The sequence below is a fragment of the Colwellia sp. BRX8-7 genome (assembly GCF_014077275.1).
In the GTDB taxonomy this organism is placed as follows: Bacteria; Pseudomonadota; Gammaproteobacteria; order Enterobacterales; family Alteromonadaceae; genus Colwellia_A.
The window spans coordinates 128,048-142,176 of the sequence record NZ_JACGVP010000006.1 but is presented as its reverse complement, the minus strand read 5'-3'; the positions used below and the strand labels follow the sequence as shown (position 1 = coordinate 142,176).

At 39.1% G+C, this 14,129-nt stretch carries 10 protein-coding genes; 7 read left to right on the top strand and 3 right to left on the bottom strand.

Translation table 11 applies throughout. The annotated features are described in order from the left end of the window. Positions 1-378: 378 nt before the first annotated feature. Positions 379-1,290, bottom strand: coding sequence for a LysR family transcriptional regulator (locus H4J57_RS07735; RefSeq protein WP_070373843.1), 912 nt, complete (start codon positions 1,288-1,290; stop codon positions 379-381). A 179-nt stretch (positions 1,291-1,469) separates the two neighbouring features. Between H4J57_RS07735 and H4J57_RS07730 the strand changes: the two genes are divergently transcribed. From H4J57_RS07730 to H4J57_RS07720, 3 genes are all read left to right on the top strand, one after another. Continuing rightward, entirely contained in the window at positions 1,470-2,156 is a 687-nt protein-coding gene (locus H4J57_RS07730) for a type 1 glutamine amidotransferase domain-containing protein (RefSeq protein WP_070373842.1), read from the top strand. Positions 2,157-2,232: 76 nt separating this feature from the next. Further along, entirely contained in the window at positions 2,233-3,390 is a 1,158-nt protein-coding gene (locus H4J57_RS07725; RefSeq protein WP_182242445.1) for an iron-containing alcohol dehydrogenase, read from the top strand. Between the two features lie 139 nt (positions 3,391-3,529). Further along, positions 3,530-4,573, top strand: a complete 1,044-nt coding sequence (locus tag H4J57_RS07720) for an NADP-dependent oxidoreductase (RefSeq protein ID WP_182242444.1) — start codon at positions 3,530-3,532, stop codon at positions 4,571-4,573. Positions 4,574-4,720: 147 nt separating this feature from the next. Here the strand turns inward: H4J57_RS07720 and H4J57_RS07715 are convergent, their stop codons facing one another. Together H4J57_RS07715 and ubiG are read right to left on the bottom strand one after the other, a co-directional pair. Then, positions 4,721-5,380: an HAD family hydrolase gene (locus H4J57_RS07715; protein ID WP_220470283.1), complete on the bottom strand. Its 660-nt coding sequence runs from the start codon at positions 5,378-5,380 to the stop codon at positions 4,721-4,723. Between the two features lie 15 nt (positions 5,381-5,395). Continuing rightward, positions 5,396-6,118: a bifunctional 2-polyprenyl-6-hydroxyphenol methylase/3-demethylubiquinol 3-O-methyltransferase UbiG gene (gene ubiG, locus H4J57_RS07710; RefSeq protein ID WP_182242443.1), complete on the bottom strand. Its 723-nt coding sequence runs from the start codon at positions 6,116-6,118 to the stop codon at positions 5,396-5,398. Between the two features lie 461 nt (positions 6,119-6,579). Here ubiG and H4J57_RS07705 point away from each other — a divergent pair, with 461 nt between their 5' ends. The 4 genes from H4J57_RS07705 (at position 6,580) to serC (ending at position 14,024) form a co-directional block, all read left to right on the top strand. Further along, positions 6,580-8,919, top strand: coding sequence for a S8 family serine peptidase (locus tag H4J57_RS07705; RefSeq protein ID WP_182242442.1), 2,340 nt, complete (start codon positions 6,580-6,582; stop codon positions 8,917-8,919). A 210-nt stretch (positions 8,920-9,129) separates the two neighbouring features. Next, entirely contained in the window at positions 9,130-9,681 is a 552-nt protein-coding gene (locus H4J57_RS07700; protein WP_182215829.1) for a DUF962 domain-containing protein, read from the top strand. A 204-nt stretch (positions 9,682-9,885) separates the two neighbouring features. Continuing rightward, complete coding sequence (gene gyrA, locus H4J57_RS07695) at positions 9,886-12,609, top strand: DNA topoisomerase (ATP-hydrolyzing) subunit A (RefSeq protein ID WP_182215830.1); 2,724 nt, start codon at positions 9,886-9,888, stop codon at positions 12,607-12,609. A 326-nt stretch (positions 12,610-12,935) separates the two neighbouring features. Then, on the top strand, positions 12,936-14,024 hold the full coding sequence (gene serC, locus H4J57_RS07690) for a 3-phosphoserine/phosphohydroxythreonine transaminase (RefSeq protein ID WP_182242441.1): 1,089 nt from the start codon (positions 12,936-12,938) through the stop codon (positions 14,022-14,024). Positions 14,025-14,129 lie beyond the last annotated feature (105 nt).

Here is a 14,129-nt window from a genome sequence, read left to right as displayed (position 1 = left end):
TTGCAAGTGATAAAAAGCATAGTTTTTAATAACTTTCTTTAGAGTAAAAGTTCAGTTAGTAACGACTAACTTAGTAGTGCTTTTTATTTTTGATATTACAAAAACGCAACGTTTATTTTAATTAATTTTTGTGGGTAATTTATTTTTAAATAAAATTACCCGTTTATTGGTTGTTTTTGTCAGCTAAAACTTAATTTCTAATAAAAACAACACGTTGCTTTTTTTTAAGCAGGAAGGGCACTAAATGAACAATAATGCTGATATAGACTGTTTAGGTTAAGCGTTACGATGACAACTTGTATAAAGTTTATCCGCTAGTTATTAGTAGATCATAAGAGCGGTTGGTCCACACAAAAATATATACATTAATAAGTGGGGTTATTGCTTTTTTATTATACTTTGGCTGGTGAAATACTCTTTTAAGAAGTTAAGTAATAAGCGCAGCTTTTTGGAATTGGCTGTACCAGGCGGGAAGACACCAAAGACATTAATGTCGCTAAAAGCATAATCATCTAGCACTGTTTCTAAAGTGCCTGCTTTTATTTTTGGCCAAGCATCGTAAATAGGAATACGGCCCAGACCATGCCCTGCTTCAACAAAGGCAGTACGTGCGGCGGCATTATTGGTACTAATACTGCCTTTTGTGGTGACACTGAACGAACGACTGCCCTTAGTCAAGGTTAACACTCCAGAGGTTAATTTATAAATAACCCATTGGTGGTCGCTTAAATCAGCCGGTTTAGTGGGGCGGCCAAATTGCAGAAAATATTCAGGTGCGCCACAAAGGCATGTTTGTAGCGTCGCCAGTTTAGTTGCTTGTAAACCAGAGTCAGGTAAGGGGGCACCGCGAATCGCTAAATCGATACCTTCTTTCATAATATTAACGACCTCATCAGTTAACATCACATCGAGTGCTATTTTGGGATAAATTTTTTTAAATTCGTTCAGCGCCGGCACAACGGTCTGCAAACCAACATTTACCGGGCACGTTATTTTAAGTAAGCCGATAGGTTCATTTTTGAAATTTTCAATTTGCTGATTGGCGGCACTGGCTTGCTCAGCAATAACTCGACAGCGTTCATAATAGGCTTGACCCGCTTCGGTAAGGTTAATCGCACGTGTTGAACGATTAAGTAACTTTACCTCGAGCTGCGCTTCAAGCTTCTTCAAATGATAACTTACTACTGCTCTTGATAGTCCTAAATGTTTAGCGGCTGCACTTAAGCTACCTTGTTCAATGACTTGAGCGAATACAACCATACTTTTGAGTTGTTCAAATGAGATATCCATAACAGCACCTATTGAGGTAATAACTAGCTAATATTTGACTTTGCTAATCATTGTATCAATTATTGATACAATGATGTCAGTTTTATCTGCATTGTTCATGTTTGTTCTTAGGCATATACTAGCTACATAGAAGAAACGAACACCTAAACTCACTTATATAACCAAACGGATGAATGATAATGACTAAACAAATATTAATGGTACTTACTTCACATGATGAGCTTGGTAACACAGGCCAAAAAACCGGTTTTTGGGTTGAAGAATTTGCCGCCCCTTATTATGCCTTTATCGATGCGGGTGTCGAAGTTACTTTAGCAACACCTAAGGGTGGACAAGCACCAATAGACCCAACTAGCACACTTGAAGACTTTCAAACAGCTGCGACAGACCGTTACGATGCAGACAGCGAAGCACAAGCTAAAATCGCTAATACGCTAATATTGGCTTCTGTTAATGAAGCTGACTTTGATGCAGTATTCTATCCTGGTGGTCATGGTCCATTATGGGATCTTACCGACAATACTGACTCAATTACTTTGATTGAAAACTTTCTTAACGCCGGAAAAGCTGTTGCAACAGTTTGTCATGCAAGTGCTGCCTTGTTAAATGTAAAACAACCTTCTGGTGATTTTGCTGTTAAAGGCAAAGCCGTAACCGGTTTTACTAACAGTGAAGAAGAAGCGGTTCAACTAACTGAAGTTGTGCCATTTTTAGTAGAAGATGAATTGATTAAACGTGGCGGCGAATACCAAAAGGCTCAAGATTGGCATGCCTTTGCAATTCAAGATGGCCTCATTATTACCGGTCAAAACCCAGCTAGCTCGGCATTAGCCGCTGAAAAATTATTAACTCACCTTTCAGCATAGGTACTTAGAACAGACAACTCGATTAGCTAACCTGTTTAGCTAATCGATTTAACGCTTTATCTTTAAGGACATATAAATGTTAAATTTTAATTTTCAAAACCCAACTAAAATTAATTTTGGCCCGGGAGAAATTCAAACCATTTCAAAAGAAATACCATTAGATGCAAGAGTACTCATTGTTTACGGTGGAGGTTCAATCAAAGGTAATGGTGTTTATAAGCAAGTTATTGATGCGCTTAAAGAGCACACTTACTTTGAATTTTCAGGCATTGAACCTAACCCAACTTACGACACTTTAATGAAAGCGCAAACGATCATCAAAGCTGAAAATATTGATTATTTACTTGCTGTTGGCGGTGGCTCTGTTGTTGATGGCGCTAAATTTATTGCCGCAGCGGCATTATTTGAAGGTGATGACCCTTGGGAGATTCTTGCCAAACAGCAAGCGTTCACTAAAGCTTTACCCATTGGCGCGGTGTTAACTTTACCTGCCACTGGCTCAGAAAGTAATGGTAATTCCGTGGTAACACGAGACGGTAATAAGCTCCCTTTTTCTAGTCCTTTAGTGCGTCCATTATTTGCGGTGTTAGACCCAAGTGTGACCTTCTCATTATCAGATCGTCAAATTGGTAATGGTGTTGTTGATGCTTTTATTCATACCATTGAACAGTACTTAACTTACAGCGTTAATGGCAAAGTACAAGACAGGTTCAGTGAAGGTTTATTACAAACCTTAATTGAAGAAGGACCTAAAGCCTTAGCCCCGGCAACTAAAGATGATTTAGACGTTAGAGCAAATATTATGTGGTCGGCCACTATGGCACTAAACGGTCTTATTGGTGCTGGAGTACCACAAGATTGGTCAACACATATGATAGGCCATGAATTAACAGGTGCCTTTGGTATTGACCACGCTCGAACCTTATCTATTGTGTTACCTGCCGTGATGAAAGTACGTCGTGAGCAAAAGCGTGAAAAATTACTTCAATATGCAACACGTGTTTGGCAGATAACTGAAGGTGATGATAATGCACGTATTGATCAAGCTATCCGTTTAACAGAAGAGTTTTTTGAAAAGATGCAGGTACCAACGCGCTTATCTCACGTTGATCTTGGTAGCGCTGATATTGATTCCCTTGTCGAACGATTAGAGCAACATGGCATGACAGCACTAGGTGAAAATAGTGATATTACTCTAGCAATAAGCCGAGAGATTTTAACGCAAGCCTTGTAAAGATAAAATAAAAATGAGTAGCCTGTTTAATTGACACGCTGCCCCTATTCATAAAAGGTCGATATATTTCTCTTATATTGGCTTTTTTTAATCCCAACACACTTAGCGCTTTTACTGGCTCTTTACAGGAGTAACTCTTATGACTCAAACAACAGATATCAATCGCCAAATGGTGCTAGCATCAAGACCCGTTGGCGCGCCAAAAGCAGAAAATTTTAATCTCGTTACTAGTAATAAACCCATCCCTCAAGCTAACGAAGTATTACTTCGTACGGTTTTTCTTTCACTCGACCCTTATATGCGAGGGCGAATGAATGATGCTAAGTCTTATGCCGATCCCGTCGCTTTAAATGCAGTGATGGTGGGTGGAAGTGTTTGTCGAGTAGAAGAATCAAATCACAATGATTACACAAAAGGTGATTGGGTTGTCGCTTTTGGTGGCTGGCAGGATTATAGCGTTATTCATGGTAGTGAATTGCTCAAGCTTGATAATGATATGGTTAACCCATCTCATGCCTTAGGTGTTTTGGGTATGCCTGGGCTAACGGCTTACATGGGTTTATTGGATATCGGTCAACCAAAAGCAGGTGAAACGGTAGTCGTTGCTGCTGCAACAGGAGCGGTTGGAAGTTTAGTGGGTCAAATAGCTAAATTAAAAGGCTGTAAAGTGATCGGTATTGCTGGCGGTGAGACTAAATGTACCTATGCAGTTGACAGTTTAGGGTTTGATCATTGTCTTGATCATAAAAGTGATGACTTAGCTGAGCAACTAGCGGCCGTTTGTTCATCAGGGATTGATGTCTATTTTGAAAACGTTGGCGGTAAAGTCTTTGACGCTGTTATGCCACTATTAAATAGCTGTGCCCGTATTCCTTTGTGTGGCTTAATTTCTCAGTACAATGCGACAGAATTACCTAGTGGACCTGACAGACTTTCTTCATTGATGGGAACATTACTTGTTAAGCGTATAAAAATGCAAGGCTTTATTGTCTTTGATGATTATGGTCATCGTTATAATGAGTTTAGCGAGCAAATGGTAAAATGGTTAATGGCAGGTGAAATTAACTATAAAGAGCATTTAATTACCGGACTAGAAAATACAGTAAACGCTTTTATTGGTTTATTAGAAGGTGAGAATTTTGGTAAGTTAATTGTGCGAGTAGGCCCTGACAATATTGACTAACAGTTAACCAAGCTCTACTTTATTATGGGTGTTTTATTAAGAAAAAAGCCACTGTTGAGTGGCTTTTTTATGTGTTGGTTATAGTAAGTTAAGAACCTGTGTCACTGGATTTAAACCGTTACTTTATCCGCGCTTGGCTTAACATTATTACAGTAATGATAAGATGTCTAAAGGGCTTTCAGCGTGATAGTCCGCTTGCCAGTTTTTACAATCTTCACCAGCGATAATATAGCCCCATTTTGCAATAACGGTAGTTGCTTGAGCACTATTGCCGGCTTCAATATCACGCAAAGCGTCTCCGACATACAAACATAGCTCACTTGGCACTGATATTTGTTCACAAGCTTTGAGGATAGGCTCTGGGTGTGGTTTTCGGTTGGTGAAAGTATCACCACCAACCAGTGATAAACATTTTTCAAATTCACTATAATAAGGCAACAATAGTCTTGTTAAACCTTCTGGCTTATTCGTCACCACACCCCAAGGAATGTTTCGTTCATTCAACGTCAACAGTAATTGAGCTACGCCAGGATAAAGACAGGTATGTACCGCAATATTTTCTTGGTAATAAGCGAGAAATTCCGCACGTAACACTTCGTAATCATAGTTTTTTAAAGCTTGTGCAAAACCCAGTGTTAATAACCCTAATGCGCCATCAGAAGCGATTGGACGATAATCTTCACGAGCCACTTCTGCTAAGTTATATTTTCGTAAAACGTAGTTAAGTGCTGCACCTAAATCATTGGCGGTATCTAATAAGGTACCGTCAAGATCAAATAATACCCCTGAAATTTTAGTAGTTCGCAATGGACATTCCCTTATTTAAATTTTTTGACAACAAAGAATATAATTTACATCTAGTGATGAAATAAGTTTGTGATTCTCTGTCAGCGGGTTGTAATGAATACCTGCGGCATCAATGCATTTGAGATCAAATGATTCAGCCCAGCCAATTAAGGTCGATGGACGAATAAAACTTTTGTGGTCGTGTGTACCGTCCGGGACTATTTTAAGGACTTTTTCGGCGGCAACAATAGCCAATAAATATGATTTTATTGATTTGTTTAATGTTGAAAAGAAGACATAACCACCGGGTTTTACCATTTTAGCGCAAGCTTCTATAATTGAAGCGGGATCGGGTACGTGCTCAAGCATTTCCATACAAGTGACTACATCAAATTTTTCGGGTTGATCAATCGCTTTGTCTTCGGCGGGTATTTTTTGATAATCGACCGTTAAACCACTCTCCAACGCATGTAATCTTGCTACATTTAATGGCTCTTCGCCAAGATCAATCCCAGTAACATCGCCACCAAGTTTGGCTAAACTCTCAGCTAAAATACCCCCACCACAGCCAACATCAATAATTTTTTTACCAAAAATGTCGCCGACATGCTGACAAATAAATTGTCGGCGAATAGGGTTTATTTGATGCAATGGTTTAAAATCACCATCAAGGTCCCACCACTGGCTTGCAACCTTTTCAAATTTGGCAATTTCTTCTTCATTTACGTTAACAGCTTTAGTGTTGTTAGTTGTCGACATTACATTTTCATTATTTTAATCAATTATTGTCAGTAATTCTAAACTAAAGTAAATGGTTCGCCTAGTACTGAACGTTGAGTTTGTTATCCTCGTTAAAAGTGGATAAGTCATATGCTAATGCAGACGAGCCAAGGCTGAGAAAAGTAGGGCACATTAAGACTTTTTATCGCTACTATCTTACTCACTACTGATTTTTATCAGCTATAAATACCCTTGGTTTAAGCCTTTATCCACTAACATCGAGCAGTAAAAATAAAGTTTAATATTATAACTCGTTGCTTTTTATGTAATTATCATTCTTATTGTTGTTTTTTTTATTTAACATTTAAATAACATGCTTGTAATATATTAAACCTTGATGTTATGGTCATTGCTGCTTCGATAATGATGTATCACTCTCATTTGAAATTCCCCCAGCAAAAAAATAATAATTAAAATTAACTTAATAGGTAGGAATATAGATGTCGAATAAGATAACAAAGAAATCATTAATATTGACCACTGCTAGTATATTGTCGGTATCAATATCGACAGCACTTTACGCTGCTCAACCGCTTAGCGTACAAAACGCAGATAATGTATTATCTGAAGTAACCAGTTCACCTTTACCCAAACGCTTTATTATCAAATACAAGCAAACAGCTAATAACCAAACAGCCAGCAATCAAGCAACGAGTTTCATTGGTAGCCAAAACGCCTTTGTTCGTCTTGCCGCTGTTAAGGAAAAATTAAAGAAATTGCGGGTCAATGTTAAAGCCGAATTTCCAGATGTTAATATGATCAGTGCTGAGCTATCTACATCACAAGCGATGAGTTTAGCAATGGACGATAATGTCGAATACGTAGAAGAAGATCTACCACGTCGTTTTATGGCACAAACGGTGCCTTATGGTATTGGTATGGTTCAAGCCGATCAAGTTGACGATATGATTGCTTCTGCAAATGCTGGCGGTAAGAAAATATGTATTATTGATTCAGGTTTAGACCTACCTCATGAAGACATGGGGGCACAAGGAGGCACAATAACTGGCACAAGCAATAGTGGTACAGGTAACTGGTATGATCAAGGTGGTCCACACGGTACTCACGTAGCAGGAACAATTGCCGCGCTTAATAATGGTATTGGTGTTCGCGGTGTTATTGGCACCGATCCTAATTTGCACATTATAAAAGTATTTAATGCCGCGGGCTGGGGATATTCTTCAACACTTGTTAGTGCTATTAATGATTGTGTCAGTAACGGCGCAGACGTTATTAATATGAGCTTAGGTGGTTCTGGTTCAAGTACCAGCGAACAAAATGGTATTCAAGCGGCCTATGATGCAGGCGTTTTACTTATAGCTGCAGCCGGTAATGATGGTGTTGCTACAGCAACTACTGATTTAGAAAGCTTTCCAGCTTCTTACGATGCAGTGATGTCAGTTGCTGCTGTTGACAGTAATAAAGCCCTAGCTGACTTTTCACAAAAAAATAGCCAAGTAGAGATATCTGGCCCAGGTGTTGATGTTTATTCTATTTATCCTGAAGGTTCAGGTTCAGTCGTTGAAGTATCTGTCGCTAATGTCGGTTATACCGCTAATGCGATGGAAAACCAAGGTCAAGCAACGGGTTCTCTCTATGACTTTGCCACGGGCGAAACTATAGACACAGGCGCAGCAGGTAGTGTTTGTTTAATTCAACGTGGCAATATTTCGTTTTACGATAAAGTTAAAGCTTGTCAAGACAGTGGGGGTGTAGGCGCAATTCTTTATAACAATGCACCGGGAAGCTTTGGTGGCACGTTAGGTGACGCAAACGCAACCTCTATCCCAAGTGTTACCGTATCTGATACGGACGGCGCAGCGATGAAAAATAATATTGGCTTAAGCGCCAGTATAAATATTGGCGCGGGTAATTATGGCAAAATGAGTGGTACTTCAATGGCATCTCCTCATGTTGCTGGTGTTGCTGCCTTGGTGTGGAGTCATCACCCAAGCTGCACTAACGTTGAAATTCGTAACGTATTAAATAGTAGTGCACAAGATTTAGGTGCTGCGGGTCGCGATGTCAAATTTGGTTATGGTTTAGCCCAAACTAAAGATGCGATCGATTACATTACCGCGAATGGATGTGATGGCTCTGGCGGTGACACTGGCGGTGGTGGTGGAACAATACCAGATACTGTCCTTGAAAATGGTCAGGTTAAAACTGAGTTAACGGCTGCTACGGGTAATGATTTAGTTTTCACCATGGAAGTACCTGCTGGCGCAACAGATATTAATTTTGCTATGACAGGTGGTAGTGGTGATGCAGATTTATATGTGAAGTTTGGTGCTGAGCCAACCGACAGTGTTTACGATTGTCGCCCTTATAAATCAGGTAATGTTGAATCGTGTGCAAGTACGCAAGCCGGTGGCACTTACTACGTAAGACTTAAAGCCTATAGTGATTTTGCTGGTGTTAGTTTAACGGGTAGTTACACTGAACCTACTACGGGTGGTGGTAATACGATTAATCCGATTGATAGCACAATTAATAATGTTACTGTTGCAAGAAGAACATGGAAACGTTACACCCTTGACTTAGCCGATGGTTATGCCGATCTAACGGTTACACTTTCAGGTGGTTCAGGTGATGCAGATTTATATGTAACACAAGGTAAACAGTCAACAGCGTCTGTTTATGATTGTCGTCCTTATAAAAATGGTAACAATGAAGCTTGTAACTTTACCGACCCAGCTAAAGGTGTATGGTATGTGGATATCTACGGTTATTCAGCAGCTTCAGGTATGACATTAAATCTACAAGCTACACCCAAATAACCTAAAGAAAGGGGGCAACCCGTTCACTTTATGTTGATAAATAAAACCCTGCTTCGGCAGGGTTTTTTATTATGGACAACCCAATCAATAGAACAATATAGCGACTTGGCGTAAAATGCATTGTAATTGTAATTGTATCTTGATGTTGAGTAGCTATAGCGATAAATTATTGCTTAACAAGTAAGATGAGATAAACCCTAAGAGGTCATAATGAAATCAGTAGTAGAACAACTATCCACTTATAAAAGTGTCCATTTAAATAGAAAAAACATTAACAGCCACTTTATTGGTGTGCCGATGATTATTTGGTCAATTGCCTTATTACTGGCCAGTGTTTCCTTTGAAATTGAATCAACATTTATTAATAATTACTTAGGTATTGAACAGGTTAACTTTACTTTGGCAGGCATAGTACCGGTTATTGTGCTGTTTTATTATCTATTGTTATCGTTGCCACTGGCACTATTCGCGTTTATTTTATTTGGCCCTTTAATGTGGAGTGTTCATGAAGTTGTGACAGCAGAACATCATATTCTAATTGCTATCGGCGTTTTCGTTATTGGTTGGGTTATCCAATTTATTGGTCATCACTATGAAAAAGCAAAACCTGCTTTTCTCGATGATATTAATCAATTACTTATTGGCCCATTGTTTGTTATCGCTGAAGTTTATTTTTTACTTGGCTTGGGTAAAGTTTTAGATAAAACTATTACTGAAAAAGCGATTGCAAAACGCCGTGTTTTTGAACAACAAAAATCTTAACAATATTGAGGCAGATAAAATGCTGAACAATAAATAACCACTTGGGGATTTGTGACTTTTCAGCACGGCCATTTTTAGTGCTTTTTAGATAATAAAGCGGTATGGCATCTCATTAAAACTATGCTAGTATGCTGTGTTAATTAATAATTATAATTTCGAAAAAACTTTCAAAATTCTTGCTAAGTTAAGGGATACCATCGACTTATGACCGATTTGTCAAACAATGTTGTACCTGTCAATATTGAAGATGAGCTAAAAAATTCTTATCTAGATTACGCCATGAGCGTAATTGTAGGTCGTGCATTACCAGATGTACGAGACGGCTTAAAACCTGTTCATCGCCGCGTATTATTCGCGATGAATGTACTTGGTAATGACTTCAATAAACCTTACAAAAAATCAGCACGTGTTGTTGGTGATGTAATAGGTAAATACCACCCACATGGCGACACTGCCGTTTACGATACAATAGTACGTATGGCGCAACCATTTTCATTACGCTACATGCTAGTAGATGGTCAAGGTAACTTTGGTTCGGTTGACGGTGACTCTGCAGCAGCAATGCGTTATACCGAAATCAGAATGTCAAAAATAGCACATTCTATTTTAGCCGATCTTGATAAAGAAACGGTAGATTTTGTACCTAACTATGACGGTACTGAATATATACCTGTTGTTATGCCAACGCGTATTCCTAATTTATTAGTGAATGGTACCTCAGGTATCGCGGTAGGTATGGCAACCAATATACCTCCTCACAATTTAACAGAAGTGATAAACGGTTGTTTAGCACTGATTGAAAATAGTGATTTGACCTTTGAAGAGATATTAGAACATATACCTGGTCCTGATTTTCCGACAGCCGGTATTATCAGTGGTCGTGCCGGTATCGAAGAAGCTTACCGTACTGGTCGTGGCAAAATTAAAATTCGCGCCCGTGCCGATATCGAAGTTCATGAAACAACCGGTAAAGAAACGATTGTTGTTCATGAGTTACCTTATCAAGTAAACAAAGCGCGCCTTATCGAAAAGATGGCGGAGCTAGTAAAAGAAAAACGCCTTGAAGGTATTTCAGCGCTACGCGATGAGTCTGATAAAGACGGCATGCGCATGGTTATTGAAATTAAACGTGGAGAAGTCGGTGAAGTTGTTTTAAATAACTTGTACAAACTTACCCAAATGCAAGTTTCTTTTGGTTTAAATATGGTGGCGTTAACTAACGGCCAACCTAAATTATTTAATATCAAAGAAATGCTTGAAGAGTTTATCCTTCATCGCCGTGAAGTTGTTACTCGTCGTACTATCTTTGAATTACGTAAAGCACGTGAACGCGCGCATTTACTAGAAGGTTTGTCGATTGCATTAGCGAACATTGACCCGATTATTGAATTAATTAAAAATTCACCAACGCCAAGTGAAGCAAAAGAAAAACTGCTGGCTCGTGGTTGGGATTTAGGTAATGTTGCCGATATGCTCAGCGCCGCTGGTGATGACGCAGCACGTCCTGAATGGGTTGAAGAAGGTTTCGGTATTCAAGACGGTCAATACTTCTTAACTATGCAACAAGCACAAGCGATATTAGATCTTCGCTTACATAAGTTGACTGGTTTAGAACACGAAAAAATCTTATCTGAATACAAAGCATTACTCGATATTATCGCTGAGTTATTACATATATTAGGTTCGCCTGAACGTTTAATGGAAATTATTCGTGAAGAGCTAGAAACTATCCGTAATGATTTTGGTGATGAACGTCGTACTGAAATTACTAATGCTTCGCATGACTTATCGATGGAAGACTTGATCACAGAAGAAGATGTTGTGGTTACGTTATCGCATGAAGGTTATGTTAAATACCAAGTGTTAAGTGACTATCAAGCACAACGCCGTGGCGGTAAAGGTAAAGCAGCGACTAAGATGAAAGAAGAAGATTTCATTGAACGTTTACTCATTGCCAATACCCACGATACTATTTTGTGTTTCTCAGATCGCGGAAAACTCTACTGGTTGAAAGTATTCCAATTACCTTTAGCGAGTCGTACTGCTCGTGGCCGACCTATTGTTAATATTTTACCGCTTGATGCAGGTGAACGTATTACCGCAATATTACCGGTTCGTGAATATGCAGAAGACAAGTTTATTATCATGGCAACGGCTTCAGGTACTGTTAAGAAAACAGCACTTACCGCTTACAAAAACCAACGTGCTAACGGTATTATAGCCCTTAACTTACGTGATGATGACACCTTAATTGGCGTTGCTATTACCGACGGTTACAACGATATTATGTTGTTCTCGGATGCGGGTAAAGTTGTTCGTTTTAATGAGAAACTTCGTGACAGTGAAACGGGTGAAATTAAATTAGACGCAGAAACAGGTGAAGAACGCTGGGCATTAAAACCTATCGGACGAACCGGTACTGGTGTTCGTGGTATTAAGTTAGAAGGTGATCAAAAGGTTGTGTCACTTATTGTGCCAGTTAATGATGGCCCAATATTAACAATAACCGAAAATGGCTTTGGTAAACGTACCGCGTTAACGGAATACCCAGCGAAAAGTCGTGCGACTAAAGGTGTTGTTTCTATTAAAGTCAGCGACCGAAATGGCCCAGTAGTTGGCGCTGTTCAGGTTGAAGATTTAGATGAAATAATGCTTATCACTGATAACGGTACTTTAGTGCGTACTCGTGTTAATGAAGTCAGTGTTATTGGTCGTAATACTCAAGGTGTTCGTATTATTAGAACGGTTGAAGGCGAACATGTTGTTGCATTGCAACGTATTGACGAAATAGAAGAAGAAGACGTTCTCGAAGGAGCGGAAGAAACTTCTGAGCAGTTAATAGATTCGACAACTGACAGTACTTCAACAGAGGTATTGCCAGAAGCTGACAGTGATGAAGAACAACTCATCGAAAGTGATAACGAATAGTTACCGCTAGAAATTCAGTTTAAAGGGCGGCTAATCACCGCCCTTTTTATGTTCAGGACGAACGGTATGTCACGATTACATGGATGTGAATGAGTGACGATGTTCAGGACGAACGGTATGTCACGATCACATGGATGTGAATGAGTGACGATGTTCAGGACGAACGGTATTAAGCAAATGCAGGAGCATATCTCCATTTGATGAGCAGTCTTATTTTACCCAAGAGAATGTTGACCAAATTGATGTTTATAATAAAAATAATTAAAACAGTTTGACCAAGTGCATCGACAAACGTATTTAAAACTTTATAGAAGGTGTTGTGTTATATGTCTCAAGTATTTAACTTTTGTGCCGGTCCTGCGATGTTACCTGTAGAGGTAATGAAAAAAGCACAAGTGGAATTTGTCAATTGGCAAGATACCGGTAGTTCAGTGATGGAGCTGAGTCACCGCAGTAAAGAGTTTTTGGTAGTAGCAGCAAAAGCGGAAGCGGATTTACGTGATTTGATGGCAATACCAGAAAATTACAGTGTCTTGTTTTGTCATGGTGGTGGTCGAGGTCAATTTTCTGCGGTCCCTTTAAATTTACTACCAAAAGGCACATCAGCCGATTATATTATTTCTGGCTCTTGGTCAAAAGCTGCCGCTGCAGAAGCTGAGCATTATGGTGAAATAAACGCGATCAATGTTGTCAGTAAGGTTGAAGGCGAAACTCACGTATTATCAAGTAACGAGTGGGGCTTAAACCCTAACGCTGCCTTTGTACATTACTGCCCGAATGAGACCGTTGACGGTATCGAGATGTTTGATATTCCAGAAACTCATGGGGTGCCACTGGTTGCTGATATGTCGTCAACCATTTTGTCTCATGAAATTGATGTTAAAAAATTCGGTCTTATCTATGCCGGTGCGCAAAAAAATATTGGTCCCTCTGGTCTAACTATTGTTATTGTACGTAATGACTTATTAGGCAATGCTCAATTAACAACCCCGTCAATCATGAATTATCAGGTGTTAGCAAAGAACGATTCAATGTACAATACGCCGCCAACCTATGCATGGTATTTAGCCGGTTTAGTGTTTGAATGGTTAAAAGAGCGTGGCGGTGTTAAAGAAATTTCAAAGATAAACAAACAAAAAGCCGAGGTTTTATATGGTTATATTGATGAAAGCGCGTTTTATCAAAATCATATTGAAGCAAAGTATCGTAGTCTAATGAATGTGCCTTTTTGGTTAACAGATGAAAGCTTGAATGATGAGTTTTTAAAACAAGCAGAAGCGCAGGGATTAATGGCTTTAAAGGGTCATCGTATGGTGGGTGGTATGCGTGCCAGTATCTATAATGCTATGCCATTAGCAGGTATAACTGCGTTGGTTGCTTTTATGAAAGAATTTTCCGCTAAAAACAGCAACTAATAACAGGCAAAGTAATCGTTTTATCTTTGTTTCATCGCTCGTTTATAGTTCTGGCGAGCAACATAAGTAATTATATTTAGTAAAAGTGATTGAAAAATTGTCATA